At 52.9% G+C, this 18,540-nt stretch carries 14 protein-coding genes; 2 read left to right on the top strand and 12 right to left on the bottom strand.

Going from position 1 to position 18,540, the window contains the following annotated elements:
• The first annotated feature begins 180 nt into the window (after positions 1 to 180).
• Together AAF465_10000 and AAF465_09995 are read left to right on the top strand one after the other, a co-directional pair.
• Positions 181 to 1,713, top strand: a complete 1,533-nt coding sequence (locus AAF465_10000) for a hypothetical protein (GenBank protein MEM7083055.1) — start codon at positions 181 to 183, stop codon at positions 1,711 to 1,713.
• 885 nt (positions 1,714 to 2,598) lie between these two features.
• Complete coding sequence (locus tag AAF465_09995) at positions 2,599 to 3,357, top strand: DUF2608 domain-containing protein (GenBank protein ID MEM7083054.1); 759 nt, start codon at positions 2,599 to 2,601, stop codon at positions 3,355 to 3,357.
• Positions 3,358 to 3,637: 280 nt separating this feature from the next.
• Here AAF465_09995 and AAF465_09990 read toward each other — a convergent pair whose 3' ends face one another.
• From AAF465_09990 to AAF465_09935, 12 genes are all read right to left on the bottom strand, one after another.
• Positions 3,638 to 4,630, bottom strand: coding sequence for a hypothetical protein (locus AAF465_09990; GenBank protein ID MEM7083053.1), 993 nt, complete (start codon positions 4,628 to 4,630; stop codon positions 3,638 to 3,640).
• Positions 4,631 to 4,650: 20 nt separating this feature from the next.
• Entirely contained in the window at positions 4,651 to 5,829 is a 1,179-nt protein-coding gene (locus AAF465_09985) for an alpha/beta fold hydrolase (protein MEM7083052.1), read from the bottom strand.
• Positions 5,817 to 8,387, bottom strand: coding sequence for a S8 family serine peptidase (locus AAF465_09980; GenBank protein ID MEM7083051.1), 2,571 nt, complete (start codon positions 8,385 to 8,387; stop codon positions 5,817 to 5,819). The genes AAF465_09985 and AAF465_09980 overlap by 13 nt, the downstream gene beginning before the upstream one ends.
• Before the next feature lie 234 nt (positions 8,388 to 8,621).
• A complete protein-coding gene (locus AAF465_09975; GenBank protein ID MEM7083050.1) occupies positions 8,622 to 9,341 on the bottom strand; it encodes a hypothetical protein in 720 nt (239 codons plus the stop codon).
• A gap of 11 nt (positions 9,342 to 9,352) precedes the next feature.
• Positions 9,353 to 10,240 carry a hypothetical protein gene (locus AAF465_09970; GenBank protein MEM7083049.1) on the bottom strand — a complete coding sequence of 296 codons (888 nt, stop codon included), beginning with the start codon at positions 10,238 to 10,240 and terminating at the stop codon, positions 9,353 to 9,355.
• Positions 10,221 to 10,943 carry a hypothetical protein gene (locus AAF465_09965; protein MEM7083048.1) on the bottom strand — a complete coding sequence of 241 codons (723 nt, stop codon included), beginning with the start codon at positions 10,941 to 10,943 and terminating at the stop codon, positions 10,221 to 10,223. The genes AAF465_09970 and AAF465_09965 overlap by 20 nt, the downstream gene beginning before the upstream one ends.
• A 34-nt stretch (positions 10,944 to 10,977) precedes the next feature.
• Positions 10,978 to 11,751, bottom strand: a complete 774-nt coding sequence (locus tag AAF465_09960; GenBank protein MEM7083047.1) for a hypothetical protein — start codon at positions 11,749 to 11,751, stop codon at positions 10,978 to 10,980.
• Positions 11,751 to 12,152 carry a hypothetical protein gene (locus AAF465_09955; GenBank protein MEM7083046.1) on the bottom strand — a complete coding sequence of 134 codons (402 nt, stop codon included), beginning with the start codon at positions 12,150 to 12,152 and terminating at the stop codon, positions 11,751 to 11,753. The genes AAF465_09960 and AAF465_09955 overlap by 1 nt, the downstream gene beginning before the upstream one ends.
• A gap of 352 nt (positions 12,153 to 12,504) precedes the next feature.
• Positions 12,505 to 13,197: a response regulator transcription factor gene (locus AAF465_09950; protein ID MEM7083045.1), complete on the bottom strand. Its 693-nt coding sequence runs from the start codon at positions 13,195 to 13,197 to the stop codon at positions 12,505 to 12,507.
• Between the two features lie 407 nt (positions 13,198 to 13,604).
• Entirely contained in the window at positions 13,605 to 15,872 is a 2,268-nt protein-coding gene (locus tag AAF465_09945) for a G8 domain-containing protein (protein MEM7083044.1), read from the bottom strand.
• A 148-nt stretch (positions 15,873 to 16,020) separates the two neighbouring features.
• Positions 16,021 to 17,415, bottom strand: a complete 1,395-nt coding sequence (locus AAF465_09940; GenBank protein ID MEM7083043.1) for a HAMP domain-containing sensor histidine kinase — start codon at positions 17,413 to 17,415, stop codon at positions 16,021 to 16,023.
• Positions 17,408 to 18,082, bottom strand: coding sequence for a response regulator transcription factor (locus tag AAF465_09935; GenBank protein ID MEM7083042.1), 675 nt, complete (start codon positions 18,080 to 18,082; stop codon positions 17,408 to 17,410). Before AAF465_09935 ends, AAF465_09940 begins: the two co-directional genes overlap by 8 nt.
• Positions 18,083 to 18,540 lie beyond the last annotated feature (458 nt).

The raw sequence follows: 18,540 nt of genomic DNA, 5'->3' as shown, positions 1-18,540 counted from the left end.
CGATGAATGAGATGGCTCTTGCTCCAGCAACATGCGTACAGCTCGCTCCCGGACTTCGGTGGAGTATCGATTTGCTTGGGTCATTCGGATATCCTCTCAAGATAAAAGGTCTCCGGCAATCCCGGGGCGGTTCAATTCGACGTTGAATTGTTGGGATTAATACTTTGGGAGTGAGCTTGCATGGAATTTAGCAGCTTTATTGAGCAATTGGCAAATGGGCCATTCGTAGTCTTTGCGTTCGTTATCGGATTGATCGTGTCGATAGATGTTTCTGTTGTTGAGCTGACTCGAGAGTATCCCAAAAAACCAGACGACCAGATGTTCCATCGAAGAAAGCTCTGGATGGCTCTTTGGCACTCTCTTTTCCATTCGCTTTCGTTTTTCATCTACATGCTATTGATCTTAGCATTTCAATCTCTTTTGAATTGGCCAATCGATATTTGGGATGTTCCCGACGGTGTTGGGATTGCGATAATTTCTATTCTAAACTTCTTGATTGTTTGCTTCGTTTGGTGGACTTATCGAGACAAAGTTAAGGAAGACCATTCCGAGAAAGCAAACGATGAGAACGCCGTCGACCGCAACGACATGCGATTGTTCGTGGATGTTGTAAGAGCGTTTGCGCAGAAGGTTGGAATTTCCGACGGCGCACGAGGGATTTCTATAGCTGGTGCTGTTGCCGTAGATATGCTCGCGATAAGTGCCCTTCTAAAGACTTATCTCATCCCCAATGTCGATACACCACCGGTTGCGACGCTTAGCGGAACTCTGCTCGTGGACCTATTAATCTTTGCGGCAGTGATATTCGTTGTCGTCGGCGGTGTGGTTCTAACCGCACAAACTTGGGGTCAGAAAATCAGGAGAAACCTAGAGAAATTCAATTTTATTGCCGCCTTAAGGCTGATTGAGCCCTTTGCAGTTTTTCTCATAGTATCCGGCACGCTTCGCCATATGCTCGAGTTCTATAGTGGCACACCTTCAGAAATCACGGGCTTCGGGGCTTATTTTTTCGATATCGTTTTCGCAGTCGGCATTGTGTTTTCATTGGTAATTTCGACAGGGTTGACTTGGGGAGAGTTGAATGAGATCTACGAAAAGAGCAACGATGATGACGATTCCACGAACCCTGATATTTCTTTTTCGCAAATTTGGGCAGATGTGCGAAGGGCGGCCCCGGCGCTTATCTGGATTTTAGTATCCTTCGCGTTCATTACCATTGCAATCATCTATTCGTATTCCACGATTGAAGGGCCGGACTCACACAATCATCTTGTTGAGTCGACTGCACTGATTGCAGGCTTAGGACTCTTAGTAAGTTTATTTTTTCTTTATGCGCCTTTCAAACGGATCGACAAATACGAAACAGACCAATCCGCTTCTTTAGTTGATCTCGAAACTGAGAATCCCCGAACGATTTGGTCCCGTTTTTGGGGGGTGTTCATAGCATTGTTTCTGTTCAACGTTTTGAACTTTGCGTTTGCCGGTTGGGGCACAACAGAGGTACAGGCGATTAGCTTCTGGTCAGCATACCTCCTGTTGACGATGTGTTTATTCGACATGCGGCGTTGGCGCTTCTGCCGGTCAGGAACAGCCATAAGCGGTGGAGGGCGGCAGAACGATGCGCTTTTTGCTGAAGTTGTTGCTGCATTTGGATTGGCATCCTCAATAATTGCTATGGCCGCGCTACTCTTCGTCACAAAACTTATTGAATGAGGTTGTAGGCGCATTTGAGGTCGATCGGTAAGAAAATTTACTTATGGTGTTTCGTAGCATCAGTAAAGCATCTGACCTATTCTGGCCTGACAAAGTTAGTTCTAGCTCAAGCCGTCGCAGTTGAATCTTGCGGTCCTCGGCGAAGAAACTGCGACCAGTCATTCTCAAGGGCTCTCAGTAGATAGTCCCAAAACTGCCGGGTTCCATTTTACATGATAGGGAATCTGACGGATGGGTTATACGAAACAATGCCATATCCGAACACCGATTTATGTGGTGGTATAAGGCTGTGGATTAATTGCATTGAGATTGCTAGTAGTTCAACCTAGGAGATCTATACTTCCAAATTACGGTACTTATTCGTGACCACTTTTTGCACGTGACCAATAAGGTAGGTGCAAAACGGTTTAAAATGTGGCTGGAATTATATTGCAGGAATATCAATTAAAACAAATGGTAACGAACAAAATCATTCGAGCCCAATACATCTACCCAACCCGAAGTCCGCCTCCTAAGCGGAAGGTCCCACGTTCGAATCGTGGTCGGGGCGCCATTGGGCGCGGGGGTGAATCAATTCGCTGTCTAAAGACTAACCTGGCGTCGTTTTATGCGAAGGTCGATGAGTTACCGCAACACGTGTCGGAGACGCCACGGACAGTTGGTCTGACAATTGGTCGACAGTGTTTTTCGTATGTTTAATCAATGAAGCAAGAGGCGAACTATATGGCGGAGCGAAGTTGGATAATGCATCTATTCGTGTTTCTCGTGCTGAGTGGTTGCGCAACAAGTCCGACCAACCTCCATATAGAAGCGGAGGCATGTCCGAGCGCAAGCGATCTTGGCGATCGAGTTCGATGCGAAAATAATGTCACGGATTTGGCCGTCATGGACCGGTCGATTCAGCGCTATTCCTCGCAAAATCCGAATCACCGTTTACTTATCGTTTTTGACATTGATGACACGCTACTGACCAGTGCTCAGTTTTTTGGTGGCGATGCCTTGTATCGATGGCAAAGTGGCGATGTGATGCAAACCGAGGGCGGCGACATGGTTCGCATCTCCGACGACGAAAAACTCCAGTGCATTTTCGCCAAGCTTGATGTGCTCTTTGAGTTAGCGCGTTTTCGGCCCACACAGGACGATGCCCATGAGGTTGTACGGCGTCTCCAAGGCCAGCATTCGGTCTTCGCATTAACATCCAGGTCGCCTGGGGCGCGTAGCGGCACCGAACGGGAACTCGGGCGGGCTCAGATTGATCTGGCCTCCTCGCATTTGATGGCACCTGGTCGCGCTTTGGATTTTAGGCTTCGGGGGCGAGGCGTTACGTATGCGAACGGGATTGTGATGTCGACCGGACTCGATAAGGGCGTTGTCCTTCACGACATACTCGCAAGAATCGATAAACAGCACGCCTTCGATGCCATATTCATGATCGATGATGGGGCGAATAACCTGGCGAATGTTAATGGCTTTTGGAAGGATAAAGCCATTGATGTTCGCTTGTTCCACTATACGAGAGTGCCGAAAACCGTTTCCCCATCAGAACTCAAAGAAGCGACGCAGGCGAATCAACGATTAAACGCGTTCATTAACTCGGCGTTTCCGGACAGACGGGCATCGTTTGATGCCAATCAGTGTGATTAGTGGTAAGAGCCAATATTTGAGCCAGCATGGGTGATAGGCCGTCGCCGAAGCGTTACGATTCGAGGGCAGCTATGACCAGACCTCTTCTCTCGTACACACGTGGTGGTCAACCCGAATCCGTGTTCGTTCTTACGTACCAATTGATCGTCGTTGGCGGTCGAATCGCTACTGCTTTGTAAGCCTTGTAGGTGTTCATGCCCGCATGGCTAACAAAATAAGCCAAAATTCCTCAGTCAGCGGGCTCCATCGAACCGGAGCAGAGTGCGGTCGGTGATCGGAGTCAGTAGGTGCTAAGCGCGGGATGGCGCTGCAATACACCCGAATACCAACCCGTCGTAAATATCGCTCTGGCGGAGCGGGATGCGCCTTGACGATACGCCACACGACCTCGTGTACGGTAGCCAGCGGGCACATGCCGGACCAAACGCCAGCTAAAGTGCTGCGCAATGTTCTCAATGAGTTTCGCCCAGATCTCGATCACCTGCTGGCGAATACCCATCGGTCCTTCCATACGTTCGAAAATCGAGTGCGAGTAGCGTTCGAGTGCTGCGGTCTCGACAAAGAACAAGTTGTGTTCAGGCAAGTAGCCGAAGGTCCAGGAGCGACGCCCAGCAAGAAAGTGGCGACGATTGATGACCCAGGCCAAATTGCTCCCGCTTCGACCCAATACAGGGGAGAAGGCCGGAGCCGCATACGAGGCAGCCGTTTCCCAGGGCTCGCGCCAGAGTCGTTCGAGCGTTCGTGCGAAGAAGTAGCGCGGTTCTTTGCGCATTACTACCCAATCATCGTGCAGGTCTGGGCCAGGCACATTCGCGGTGAACTTAACGGTTCGTTCGCCATGATATCGGCAGGATGAAAACACGGCTACCGCGGAATTTCCAGGCGAGAATATGGTTGGGAAATGACGGAACAATCGATTAACGGCATCCTCGACACTCGGACGCTCCCGCAGTCGAAAAAAGCCAATGTGGCTGTTGGCATGATAGTCGCTGACTCCGTCTCGACTGGCCCGAAGCAGATTGAACTGACAGCGGCGCGACTCCGCGTAAGACTGATCGTACACACTAGCGTTGTCGGTGACGGAAGATTCTATGTTGGTCGAGGATAGCGCAAGAGCTTGCTCTTGCTGCCAATTGACCGGGTAATCCGCCTCCCTGTATTGATGTACAAATCCCGGAGCTGGCACGATACGAGGCGATGCACTCGGTTGAATCGCGCGCGCCTGCGAGTAGCCACCCTGCCTTACAGATTGATTCGGATTGTGATTAAACATGTTTACATCCTTTAGTGTGTTCAGCCCATGGCTATGGCACGGGCTGTGGAAGAGTGTGATGCGGTGGTTGTCTGGCAGTCATGCTTGATCACGCGCAAGAGCTCGCGCACCGCGCGAGGATCGTTCGCTAGCTCACTATGGGTGTAGCGAATGAGATCACGTCGTCGAACCGGCGTGCTTGCACTGAATGCGGCGCCCGAATAGGTCGGCACGGTGCCGTCCCCTTTGTTCTGTGCGGACGTGCCAGCGGAGCGAAGTCTGCCACCTCGATCGATGCGCATAACCGTGCGCGTATTCACATCACTCGAGTAGAAGATGGTGGTGTTGGGAGGCATGTAGGTACCCAGAGCGCGATCGAAGCGATCACGGTTACGGAGTCTGGCAGAATGTGTCGATATTCCGGTCACACGATTTCGATAGACGCGCACTGGATCGGCAGCGTCGGTCATTCCGGCTCGACGGTAATTAAACTGCAACCAGTATGGATTAGCGCGGCAAAACGCTTCATTGGGCAAGAGCTCAAAGATCGAGTCGAATCGTCGCAACATTCGTGCAACGCCAGGTCCGGCAAAATCGAACACGCTATCGTCGAACGCTTCCGGCGCAATGTCGCTAATCAGATCGGCCGCCACAAACGATTGACGCAGCGCTCGGTAGGCTTTGGGCGCACCATGGGTTGGGCTGCCCAACAAATAAAGATGGTTCACTTTGCTGCGAACAGGTCGCCCACCGATTATGCCGTATCGGCACAGCCATCTCGCGACTAGGCCACCCATGCTGTGCGCAATAATATTTACTCTCGGTGCCCCACTATCACTCAGCGCGAACCGGATGACGCGGCTGAGGTTCGCCGCGGAACGTCGATTGGATTGTCGCCAGTCGTAGCCTGAGCAGTAAACTTTCGATGGTTGACCACAGGCGTCTCGAAAACGGGGACTGACCAATCCTTCAATTAGATGTTTGTAACCCAGGTGCCAGACTAGATGACTGACATTCTCGACCCCGCGTAACTGAAATTGGGTCATAAGTCCTAGGCCGGTGCGGCGACTCGGGTAGGCACGGTTCGTGGGATCAATCAGATCGCTGACACCCCGCACATTGGAAAACGATACGCCATCGTCCGGGTCCCACAGTGTTCGACCGCTACTGTTTTCAAGCCGGGTACCCATAATGCCCGGCACGACAACTATGGGCAGCATGGGTTTGCCTCCTCATACATCGACTCATCGTCTGTCTCAGGCAGGGCGTTTATCAGGCGGTCGATCAGAGAGTCATCGAGCGCATGAACACTCTGACCACGATCCATGCGTCCATATCGGTCAGCGAGTCGACGAACGGCAAGCTGTGGGGCTTCGGCATGAGGCTGCCACTCCAGCACCTCTACATACTCACCTGTGCCGCGCTGTTCACAGGGTAATTCGAGAGGGTTCGACGTTGACTCGTCATGACCCGAAGGCAACACGATGCCGACGTAGGGTTCAGGCGAACCCGGCACTTTGCGGGTCAGCACAAGCGGCGAGGGCAAAGGACTATCGGCATCACTTTCGATATCAGTATCGGGCGTGTCTTCTCCACTCATCAGTGATCGCGCTACCGATAACATGGTCGCAGGTCCTCTTCCTAGCATTCCTTGCATAGCTTGAAAGATCAGTTGTTCACGCACCGCGGCGGGGTCCTGTCCACTGCGCTCGTCTGACCACTCAACAGGCTCTGTATCGGCGGCGTGCGCAGGGTCTCCAAGCAGGGAAGAGGTTGCTGTTGATTCAGCGATCGCTGGATGACAATCACAGTGTATTGGATCGACACCCGCATGAGGCACGGCTGAGCGCTCAGCCACATCCGCTATGTTTTCGGCCGGATGCTCAGTGTGGGTTGCTTGTGTCGGCGCATTTTGCTGCTCGTAGACTGTGCTCCCAAGATTTTCCTTATTCATTTGATTTCCTCCAAAAGTCTGGGCATCGCTTACCTGCTGCCAGGCGATTGTTTTTTGAACCGCCTCGCCGCAGTCCAAGAAGCCATAGCCTGATCGATGAATATCTTCACGATCACACGGCGCGCGGTTACACCCCGGTGGCGTCGTTAAACTCGAAAACAGCAGTGCTCGCGTGTCGGTTATTTCCATCGGCTCTCGCGCTGCTTCAAACATCAGCGCTACCGTACCGGCAACATGCGGTGCCGCCATGCTCGTTCCGCTTTTGCGTACGTATCGTTCATCGGGTTGTGAGTCGCGAGGGGTCGATCGTGCCGCCAACACTTTTACGCCGGGTGCCACTACCTCAGGTTTCAACCGTCCGCCACGAGTGGGGCCGGCCGAAGAAAACGAGCCCAGTGGGCGACTCTCCACGTGCGCGTCGAACGCACCGCAGGTAATGGTGAACGCTCCATTGGCCAATGTGCCGAGCGTACCGCTCCGTTCAACCTGATCGCCCAGGAAGTAGGGTGGTTTGCTTGGGTCACGCTCAATCCAAGCATCATATCGACCGTCTTCGACCTGCTCTGCGGTAATGGAAATCGACCAATTACCGGCCGGAGCATTGCGGTACAAAAAGAGATCAAAGTGATTGTCTTCATTGAACAGATCAGGCCGATGATAAGCATGACCGACTTTACTACCTTCGTATAAAATGGCTGAGTCGTCGCCAACGGGCACTTCGATCGAAGCGCCATCGGGGCCTGTCACCTCAATACGAAAACGGTCTGCAAGGGCGTAGAAAATCTCAAGTTCGCTATCGTTAGTATCGTGTGCGGGTAAAAAGAACGGCAGTGACATCGATTCACCGTGGCCGACGCGCCCTTTAGCGTGACTGCGTTTTTCACGATAGTTTCCTGCACTGTTGATGATTGCGCGTCCCGGTTTGAGCCACAGTGCCTGATCCATGCCAAGCTCAACCAACGAACGTCCTTTATGGTTGCCCGAATGCGCGCCGACACTCAGGTTCGCGACGCACGGCGCATCGCCCGCCGCGTCAAATAGAAAATCGAGTGCTTCAAGCAAAGAAGTGGACGAACCTAGATTCTCAGGCCCAAGCACACGTGGAGTGTGTGCCAAATTGATAAACACGATGTCCGCGTCCGGCGCAACACCACCGCCATTCACCGAGTTGCGACTGCCCGCAGCAATCGAGCACACGTGGGTGCCATGACTGCCGTCGCCGGCTCGATCACCATCGGCTGGCGTGTAATCGAGTTCGGCATACGGATCCCTACCGGAAAAAAGCGCATCGTTAATCTCATCGGCCATATAGATGCGTCCGTAGCCCCATCGGTTGTCGTGCCCTGAAGGCGTTTGCCCGCCCTGGTCCCACAATGCCCGAACGCGCGTACGACCATCGGGATGACGAAACGCTGGGTGGGCTATGTCGAGCGACCAGTCCAGTACTCCGATTACAACGCCTTCTCCGTTCAACGACACATCCTTCGGACGCACACGATCACCAAGGCGTGTGTTCGCTTCTTCGGGGAGTGCTCCGACAGAGGCGCGGCGCATCGAGGTAGACCTGGGCGCCGGTGGCGTAAACACCGGTTGCTGAATAGGCCGCGCCGCTTCAAGCGCATCACACGCGTTGCTGGCATACAAACTTTGCACGGCGCCTCGCGGCACGCGAAACGTGGCGATGTTGCCAAATCGAGTGATAACGCGTGCATCGGTTGGGAGATGCTGTTCATTAACAATACGCCCTACCAGGCTAATCGATTCATTTTGATCCCCCTCCGATAACAGTTCGGCCAACGCAGGATCAAGCGACAAAATACTCACAAAAACTCCCTGGTTCGTAGGTTGGGTAATACCGGCAGGCCGACGTCCGCCGCAAAGTAAACAAAACGATTTTGCAGTGCATTGAATAAGCCGTCCTTGGCTTCTTCAACGCGGTAGGTTTATCAACATTCTCTACCATTCAAAACTAGTGTTCCTGGCGTGGTAGCTTGGCAAACGTCTGCACATCCGTGTGATGCCGACAACTTGTCGATAGACCTTTCGTCGAAAAGACGGCTAGCTCTCTGTCTGTGACATCGGCGGACAATCCGTTCCTTCATCGGGTGGATGTCCACCCGTTCTTTCGATATGCCGCATTAGCATGTCGCGAAGCTCCTCGACTTGTGCACGCAGTTCGTCGGTGGATTCTTCTACGTTCTCCGGACGTACCAACGCGAGTCGACTTCGATTGAAGCCGTTTTTCGCGAGTGACTTGACCAGCGTCGGTTCCAACAGTGATGCACACCAGGCGGTGAGCGCAGCCACTGCCTCATCGCGTTCGCCATCAGGACAGTGCTCAATCTCGCGAATCGCTGTAGCGACCAGATTGGCGTTCGTGTTCAGGCCTTTCACCGAGTGCCGCTGGTAATCGGTCACCTTCACGTCCTTGTCCGGCTTATCGACTGCCGAGCGCACTCGACGAATCACAGGCAGCACCGTCTGCTCATCAACTTCTCTAGCCAATGCGGCTTCGGGCTGATCCTCCATTTCGTTGGCTGCGGCGTAAGCCACTTCTGGGTTAATCGTTGCCGCAGCAACGGCGACAGCCGTCACGACCTTCTCGTCTTTCTCGTCAAAGGCGATTTTCGACGGCTTAGGCGCAGGAGCCTTGGCGGGTGCACGAGCGTTACGCCCAAGCGTCAGCACGCGGAAATTGCCATTCGATGCGTTGAACAGCGAACCGCCTGATTGACTACTCGATGAAACTGGGCGGGCGAGAGGTATTCGAATATTCATCGTGTCTCTCCTTATTCAACTACACCAGCATCGTCAGCAGGATCGGCGGCGACAGCAGGAGCGGGTTGCACAAAATTGAGCAGGTCCCGGCTGTTGGCCAACGCAAACGCAATGGCGCCAAGTCCAACCGGGCTGTTCAGAAAACCCTTGCCCTTGCCGATCAGGCCGCTTTTCACAGCACCTTGAATGAGCGCGGTCGAGTTGAGATTGATCGCACGGTTGCCGTTAGGGTCGTCGACAAACGTTACACTGCGAGCAAAATCGAGTGCGCCATCGAGTTTGAGTGCCTTGTGATTGGCAGCAATTCGACGGCTCTGCGCCTTGTTAACACTCGCTACACTCGCCAACTTGGTCTTGACACCGTCGATACGACCTGTGTTCTTATCGGCACGCGAGCGGTTTGACGCAATACTCTTACTGTTTTTCTTAATTGCAATTGCGTTTTTCTTGAGTTGCGCACCTACCTTTTTAAGGGAGGATTCAAGATGCGAATGCTTAACCGAGCCTGGGCGGCCAGGACGTCGATACAAATTTCGTCCTGACGCCGTTTTGGGTCGGCGTCGAGCTCGAGCGCGGGCTCTGGCTCTGGCTCTGGCTCTGGCTCTAGCTCTGGCTCGCGCCCGGGCACGTCGTCGTCGTCGTCGTCGTCGACCACGGCGTTCACCGTAGTCGGCGTCATCACCTTCTTCATCGTCTTCAGCCATGAGCGATTCGAGCATGTCGTCGACGTCTTCATAATCGGCCATGTCGTCGACATCGTCCTCGTCATCGTCCATTTCATCAAACTCATCGAGATCGATAAACGTGTCATCCTCGTCCTCATCAAATACCTCCATGTATCCCGAGTCGTCGAGATCAATCACGTCTGTCCATTCGTCGTCATCCAGTCGATCTATCATGTTGTTTCTCCTTGGTTAAAACCCCTGGTCGCGGCCGGGGTAGTGAATCGGCATCGACATGCCGGTCATGAAAAGCGGGCGAACGCCCAGGGTTCTTGTGTTTGCGCGTCGATCGTTCCAACGTGTGCTGCGCTACCCGCATAAGGCGGCGAAGCGTACGCGCTGGCAGAAGCGGCACGCACGGAAACACAAATTCTTCAAACAGTTCAACGTCCGGCATTGAAGTGCGTAGCCCAGTCTCGGTTAGACAGTGCTCGCACTCGGGGTCTTCGCCCAAGCACATTGAACACATGCCGAGCGCATCTGCGAGTAGTTCATGGTCCTCACGGAGTGTCGCAAGCTCTGTCTCTATCGCTAACAGTTCGGGCGCAAGATCCTCCAGAAGTTGCGCCGTCAATGCGCTGTCATCAGCCATTGCGTGGATCGCGTCGACTTCATCGTGGGCAGTGTTATGCGTTGCATCCAATACCGGATCTGTCGGCGAAAGTGTCGAGTATTCACCCTCCAACGCATCGTCCTCATCCGAATCGTTAATGGCGCCCACAAGCTCGGTAATCGCGCCGACGAGTTCGGGACTCAAGTGATGTCCGGCGAAATGGGTCACCAGGTTTTCAAGATCAGTGTGCTGACCAGCTGAGGCCAGAACACCAGTGATGAGCCGTTCAAAGTTGAGTTCTGACGAGGTCGTGCCATTGGGATTCATCGTGCTCTCCGAAGTGGTTTGGCTATTGCTTCATTTATATAGTGAGTTCATTGGCCATCGACTCCCTGACTAGGTCGTCGAACAACAGCTGAGCGCGTTCGGCCGGATTGGCCAAATCGCATCGCGGGCTGCGTTGCTCGTCAAAATAGTAGGTATCGTGCTCAGGTGTTCCTTCATGCTCAAGCGCGTCCGCCAACGCCTGCGCGTACTCGGAAAGCGCATTGGCGATAGCGTGTTGCGGTATGCGACGACCACCCGCGCTTGCGCTAGTGCGCCCGCGTTGCCCCATCACCATGGCCAGTAGCGACTGCATCACCTGTGGTTGACTCAACAACGACACGAGTTGAGCAGCGGCGGGTGCTGTTGTGCCTGGAGCGGTAGGGGCGCGCTGCGTTGGGACAAGAGGGCGTGGTGTTGGACGACTCGGCGGTGTGGCGCGAGGTGTAGCGGGATGACGAGTCGGGCGCTGTTGTTGTGGTCGCTGGGGCTGTCCTGATCGCTGACGCTGGGGTGGCAAGAGCTGATTCACAACGCCGAGCCCTGCGCTGGCTAACATACCGTAGGGACCCAACGCAGGTAATACGCTCTGAGCCACCGGAATCAGATTGCGCACAACCGGCAAGGCTCGACGTCCGATGCGCTGCAACGAACGCATAAAATTCTCGACTTCTTCAGGAGAGGGATCGGGAAACACCTCGAGTAAAACTTCTTCGATTTGTTCGTCGCTCATGCCAAGGTGACCATCGTCCAACACATGTCGAACGGCGGGATAGTCGGTATCGCGAATATTGACTGCATACGAAAACATCAGCACCTCTCCTCAATGATTGGATTGCTTCGGTTGCTCAGACGCTGCTTGATTGCACTTCGAATCAACTCGACAAGTTCACTCATTCCCGGATCGTCATGTGCAGCTGTACGGTGCAGTTTTAACGTGTAGAGCTCTGCCCGATTTGCCTGCGACTGAAGTCGTACAACCGCGCTATCTGGGTGGTTGAGCAGAATATTGATACTGTCCGTCACGTTGTTTTCGCCCTCGATTCCGATTAAGTAGACGTCTGGGTCGTCTCCGCCGCCGATCGGCGTGATGCGACCGTCCTGCAGATCGAGTTCTATCCAGTCGAGGTCTTCGCACTGCTCGATTTCGTAAAGCGCCAAGCTGGTCAGCAGCTTGGAATTTAGTAGCAGTCCAACGACGGGTTTTTTCACTCGATACTCCAGTTAGTTGAACGCATTATTGGTTCTACGTCAGACTCAAACCATGGAGTATTCGATCAAGAAGTGGATATGAGGGATTTCAACCAGGGACTAAACCGGTGATCCAATCGGGAGAGATCGAGATATGCATCCTTGGATAGATCCAAAGATTCATGCGAGAGGCTTGATAGAGACGATTCACAACGTGCCGTACGATCCAAAGGCCGACATTGATAAGGCCGCGTGGGAGGTCATACACGAGAGAGCATAACGGAGCCGTACTGAGGCTCGTAGATGCGTTACAACGGTCAAGGGAATGGTTCGTTTGGTGTCGTGCCTACTGGCTGAATTTGGAGTATGGAACCTAGAGCTGTACGAGCTTGTACGACTTTCTGACGAGCGAGGCCGCTTCTGTGCGTGACCGCACATTGAGCTTATCCAGAATATGGTGGACGTGATTTTTGACGGTCGGCACGCTGATCATAAGGCGAGTGGCGATGGCTTTATTGGTGAGTCCACGGTCGATAAGCCGCACAACCTGCAGCTCACGCTCGGTAAGTGTTGCGACCAGATCATTGGGGGCCTGGCTTACGGAGTAGCTTGACAGTCTTTGCACCAGAACTGCCGTGACATCAGGAGAACACGCGAACTGTCCTCGCAGCGCACCGTGCATGGCCTCAATCAGCTCCTCAACCGACCCCTCTTGCGTGAGAAACCCGGACACTCCCGTCTCCGCGCAGGCGACGATACTATCGGCACAATCCGGTACCGACATGCACACGGTCCGGATCGCTGGAAAGCCCGCTTTTACATCGAACAGAAATTCTCGACTGCCAGGCACGGCGAGGTCGATGAGCAAGATATTGGGTTGCTGTCGCTGACACTCGGTCAGCGCCTGTGAAATACCCCCCAGCGATGCCACCACGTCGATACCCGGCTGCAGCCCAAGCTGCCGGGCAAGACCTTCTCGGTAGAGCCTTGTGGCGATGATCATCAACACGCGAATAGTGACGCAGTCGTCGCCTGTCGAAATCGATGGCATTGGACCGTGAGACATAAATCGCTAGCACCCCCAACTGAGCGGTTAGACAATCAATTTCTTTAAGCACTATTAACAGCGACATTCGCCGCCTGTTTCCCTCATTTTAATCGGTCTAAGAAAATGGCTGATCGAGTTCAGCAATGGATCAGTGAGTTAATCCATCGTCATCGCGTCGGACGCATATCGAGCGCATCGTGGACTTGTTCTGCCGTTCGAATCAATTTGGACTTGGCTCTCCTCGCTTCTGATTATTGCCAACGACGCGCGGGCGAATACCCATGCGCGCTAGACCAACACCAATATTGGGCAATCGGGTGATGCATTTAGTGTTGTAGTGATCGGTTAGGGCGCGTGCTGGGTCCGTAATTGTTCTCAATAAAAACCCCGCTCGAAAGCGGGGTTAAGCCATTGACCTATCATTATTAAGGCGAGTTAATGACCGACACATGGCCCGGGAACTCGGTGGCGTCCTCTTGATCGTGAATGGTAAAACTCTCATAGCTAAGATTATAAAAGACGATAGTTGTTGCCGCACTCTCGGGTTCAACGAACAGCAGATCTGTGCCGTTACTGGTTAGCTGCATATCCCGTATTTGCCATGCACTGTTCACAGGCGAGGCAAAGGCCATCCCAAAGCCCTCGATACTGACATTCTCAACCCGCCCGGGGCCATGGGTAGAGTCGTTAGAGAGATCTAATCCGATCCCCGATTTCGCGGTACCTTCGTTAAAACTGAACTCACTCACATCCCGGCCGAAGCCGACAATCTTTGCGCCCAGTAGACTCATGCGTTCGTTGTAGTTTAGCAATACGCCATCTCGACTGCCCCAAACGGTCAACTCGTTAACGTTCGGCGTTAGGGTTTCGATATAGTCTTGCGGTGGCGAGCGGTGAAAATCGGTTTGGTCGTCACGGCCGAGATAGTTTTTTGCGTGGATATAGCGAATTCTGAAGCCGACTGTGGCGCCGTAGGATTCGTTGCCTCGGCTTTCCGCCATAGGTGCCCACCAGACGGGCACTGATTCTCGGTTGGGGATAAGATTGCCATTGGGAAGGTGGGCGACAGGAATCGATACGCGTGTGGTCCAACCCGACGTGGGTTCCATAATGCCATCGGTCCAGTAAATAATGCCATGCGCAGATGCGCCTGCAGACACGTTGTTGATTAGGCTGACACGAGTGCCTGTAAGCCAAAAGCCGTCGCCATCGTGGCCATAGTCCATGTGCGAGGCCCGAAGATCTGGATCAATTGCGCCCTGATCATCGAGAGTGAATGAGCTGTTCACGCTGCGTATAGCAATGTTTCCTTCCATGCGACCAATTTCATCGCCGGCTTCTGTGTAAAAGCCCGCACCCTGTAATCCATAGGAGACATTGTCGATAAAGTTGACGTGCGAGGAGTGATTGACAAAGCCCCAACCTGGGCCGTTGAAAACGACTGAGCCTTTGACTAGTGCTGCCGCGCTATTCGGTTGTGTGCCAATCTGGTGAAAGTGAATCGCATATCGCCCACGGATGTTCGAACCGCCGAGTTGCACAACATTTGCGGCGGCGGGCGCATCATCGCCGGAGCTATCCGGGTCGTCGAAAATAAACTCGACGTCATCAAGTGGGCGAGTTTTATCCGTTCGGCCTAGTTCAGTGAATCGCGCGTGGTGAATAGCCACATCCGCACTCATCAACATGACGTGGCCTCGATGCGCGATGTCGGTGTTTTCCGAGCGAAATTCGACGTTCCGACTGACGTTGGCCACATAAACGTTTAAATCGGCGCGGGGGGCTGTGTGATCAAGATTTAGCGGTGCATCCAGCGACACGATGGTTTGATTAATCTGAGAGATGGTGCGTAGTTCATCACTCGTCGGATCATTCGGCATTGTGCCGGTAACGACCAGTTGATCGCCCAAGGCCCAGCCGCTAGGGGCGGTGGTAAGATTCAAAACGGTATCGCCTTGCTGAGCTTGAGGGCTGATGATTGATCGATGCGTTTTAGGGGTGCCGTAAATCGTAGTGCGACCGGCCAAAATGGCGCCCCGGCTGAGTCTTTTGGCATCGCTGACGGGACCTTCATCAATAAACTCCACCTCGGCTTTAACCCCCGAAGCAACGGGATTTTGTGCTGTGCCTATTTGTAGCGTGCCACTGCATGCACTATAAAGCGTGTCGACACGAAGCCGAGTGTTTTGTTGTGTGTCGAACGCCAGTGTGCCATCAATACGAACCAGTTTTAACCGACTATTGAGCACTTGGTTCAAGGTGACAATAATTCCTTCTGGTATGAGTACCCGAGCACCGGTGTCCGGCATGCTTCCACCCCACGTTGAGGCTTCGGACCATGCGCCAGACTGAGCGGCTGTATGGGTAGCTAAATCCGCGCTCGCAAAATCGGGAATCATCATGCAGTGATGACCCGAATGACCCTGACCTACTGGCGTCCCCGTGTCGGGTGCAACGCCGTTATCCGGATCGCGATCCATTCCGGTTCCCACGGCTTCATTCGCACTCGTGTCGGCGACTTGATCCGCTCCGGTCGTTGAGGATTGATCCGATCCGGCACGTGTGTCGAGGGTTGTCGATTCCGCGTCCGGTAAGGGTTCGTTGGTTGTCCCTGATGCACCGCATCCGCATAAAGCCGACAAAGTGAGTCCGATAAGGAAAAAACGAAGTCTTTCAACGCCTACTTTTTTCATCTTGTTCCGCCTTTACAGTTTAGTGGGTGAGCACCGCATACAACGAGTATCGAGTAGCAGTTGAACTATTATTGGCGAAAAATGGGCGAAGCGGGCTTACAATATGTGTTGCGTAACCATACAAAAATGTAATGCAAAAGGTGTAGGGTTAACGTGGCGGTGGAAAGACAATATCGATTACTAGGCCAGGTTGATTGGGGTAAAGATGGATTTTGGCGTCATGGAGTGCGCAAATACTCGATACCAGGCTAAGCCCCAGGCCATTACCCGGCGTGTTGCGGCCTTTGTCGAGCCGGTAAAAGCGTTCGAAAATACGCTCTCTTTCGTTATCAGGAATGCCAGGCCCATCGTCGCCGATTTGCAACACAATGCCATCATTATGTAACTGCAGCCGCAACCAAGCGCGACCCTCGTCATTCGCGTGTTGAAGTGCGTTCTCTAACAAGTTGGAAATAAGTTGCGCGATTAAATTCTTGTCGCCGATTGTGTCCAAATTGGGCACGATTGAGATGTCCAGTTTCCTGCCTTTTTCACTGAACACGGTTGCATACGTGTCGGCGACATCGTCGACCAATTCACTCAGGGAGAGCGGTGAAAAATTGTCTTTTCTTTTCCCGGAGTCAATCTCGGCAAGGCGCAGGAGAGCGCCAAACACACCGAGTAAGGATTGGATGTTGGTGTGGGCAATATCCAGATGTTTTTGTACCGCTACCGGATTATGCTTGTCGTGTTCGATATATTGCAGGCGTTGATCAAGACGCGTGAGCGGGGTTTTTAAGTCGTGCGCGATGCCAACGGAGACGTTTTCGACGTTCTTCATCAAGCTGCGTATCTGATGCATCATGGCATTAACTTTTTTGGCGAGTTGATCAAACTCATCATTCTTGATGCTTGTCGGGACGCGCGCGGCAAGTTCACCTGCGGTAATGGCATCGATCGATGTAGAGACTTTTTCCAAGCGCCGAAACACGTACTGGCTAATTAAAATGGCGGTTAGCAGGGCAAGCGGTAGCACAACAAAAAGGAGTCCCAGTACCCCTTTTCTTAAAAAGGCCAGGGCGGTTTGATACTCAGCACCGTGAGGCAAGGCGCCAACAACGGTAATGTCGTTTTCCATATTGACACTGAGTGTGCGAAGGCGGGGCTTTTCGTCCGTCTCGTGGCGCTCGAAGGGGTACTCTAACCATGCCCAACCGAGCGGTGCGTCCAGTGCCTCGAAGCCCAATACAGCCTTACCCTTGTGCGCTACGCGAAGAAGAACGCTGTTGTCGGCCGTCAACACATCCGCCTCTTCATCAGGCCACAATGGACCATACTCATCACTGCGATCAATGATAACGGCATCTAAGCCATCTTCTTCAATGAACTCGATAAGCTCCTCGACTTCGTGTTGTAACGTTTCGATCTCATCTTGCTCAGCCCTTTGTATATCCAGCCACGCAATACCCGCGACGAATACAGCGGCGATCAGCGATACGACTAACGAGGTGGCGATCGATACCTTAAAGGTTTGACTTGTGATCAGTCGGCTAACACTATTCACTTAGCATATATCCAGAGCCGCGAACCGTTTTTATCAGTTCTTTGTCAAAGGGCTTGTCGATCTTACTGCGCAAACGCGACACATGGGTCTGTACGATGCTGGTCTTAGGGTCGAAACCATAGCCCCAGATTTTCTCTAACAACATGGTCCGGGTGACGAGTTCTCCGGAATGCATCATCAACAGGTCAAGAATTTTGTACTCTCGGCGAGAAAGATCGATCTCCTGTCCTGCCCGTAGTACTTGCTGTGTCGTTCTGTCCAAGGATAAATCGCCAATCTTGATGCGGTTGATCTCTGGTTGCATCGGTTTGCGCCGCATGAGTGCCTGAAGTCGAGCAAATAGTTCTTCAAACGCAAACGGCTTGACCATGTAATCATCGGCACCTGCGGAGAGGCCGCTGACCCGATCTTCAATGCCTGACAAAGCGGTTAACATGATAATGGGCGTTTCTACGTTGGCTTTGCGCAAGAGCGCGACGGCGTCGACGCCGTCTAAGTTACCGGGCAACAAGCGGTCAAATATAATGACATCGAAACGACTGGAAGGCGCGGTAAGCAAGGCGGATTCGAGTGAGTCGCAATGCTCAGAGCTGCATTCTCGTTCCCGCAAGCCGCGTTCGATAAACGCGGCTGTTTCATGGTCGTCTTCAATAATGAGTACATGCATGGTTTCGATTCATACGGTTGGATCGCGTCCTAGTATAGCGTAGGCAGCCAGTATTGAGTTCTACAAAATTGTATACATCGAGCTAGGGAGCATGGTGAGGTAGTAAGGCGTGAACAATGGCTGCTCCATGGCCATGGGTTGAGCAACAGCATGCCTTTTTTGTTGAGTCGCTGGCGTATTCTCGGCTTGATACGAGGCTAAATATAGGTTGCCGCGCTTAAGAGTGAAGTATCGGAGCGAACTGCAGACGGACAGCCAGCAGTCGTTGAAAAAAAGCGCTCTTTGTTTCCATAAGGTTGTTAAACTACCCAAGCTGAGTTTAACACTATGAGCAACGTTCAAGAGTGTTTAGGCAGCACAGGGTCGGTAGGGTAGTCGGCACTAATTCCACGGAATTGCCTCAATACGTTCGGTCGACGCGTGAACGAGGCATAAAGGGAGCCTGTAAGCCAATCGCA

This window comes from Pseudomonadota bacterium (assembly GCA_039028935.1).
Taxonomy (GTDB): domain Bacteria; phylum Pseudomonadota; class Gammaproteobacteria; order Steroidobacterales; family SZUA-146; genus SZUA-146.
This window is presented reverse-complemented; position numbering and strand designations above follow the sequence as displayed.

Excerpts from the sequence above, each read along its gene's own strand:
- AAF465_10000 (MEM7083055.1), top strand. The coding sequence starts at position 181 with ATGGAATTTAGCAGCTTTATTGAGCAATTGGCAAATGGGCCATTCGTA.
- AAF465_09995 (MEM7083054.1), top strand. The coding sequence starts at position 2,599 with ATGGACCGGTCGATTCAGCGCTATTCCTCGCAAAATCCGAATCACCGT.
- AAF465_09990 (MEM7083053.1), bottom strand. The coding sequence starts at position 4,630 with ATGTTTAATCACAATCCGAATCAATCTGTAAGGCAGGGTGGCTACTCG.
- AAF465_09985 (MEM7083052.1), bottom strand. The coding sequence starts at position 5,829 with ATGCTGCCCATAGTTGTCGTGCCGGGCATTATGGGTACCCGGCTTGAA.
- AAF465_09975 (MEM7083050.1), bottom strand. The coding sequence starts at position 9,341 with ATGAATATTCGAATACCTCTCGCCCGCCCAGTTTCATCGAGTAGTCAA.
- AAF465_09970 (MEM7083049.1), bottom strand. The coding sequence starts at position 10,240 with ATGATAGATCGACTGGATGACGACGAATGGACAGACGTGATTGATCTC.
- AAF465_09965 (MEM7083048.1), bottom strand. The coding sequence starts at position 10,943 with ATGAATCCCAATGGCACGACCTCGTCAGAACTCAACTTTGAACGGCTC.
- AAF465_09960 (MEM7083047.1), bottom strand. The coding sequence starts at position 11,751 with ATGTTTTCGTATGCAGTCAATATTCGCGATACCGACTATCCCGCCGTT.
- AAF465_09950 (MEM7083045.1), bottom strand. The coding sequence starts at position 13,197 with ATGTCTCACGGTCCAATGCCATCGATTTCGACAGGCGACGACTGCGTC.
- AAF465_09945 (MEM7083044.1), bottom strand. The coding sequence starts at position 15,872 with ATGAAAAAAGTAGGCGTTGAAAGACTTCGTTTTTTCCTTATCGGACTC.
- AAF465_09935 (MEM7083042.1), bottom strand. The coding sequence starts at position 18,082 with ATGCATGTACTCATTATTGAAGACGACCATGAAACAGCCGCGTTTATC.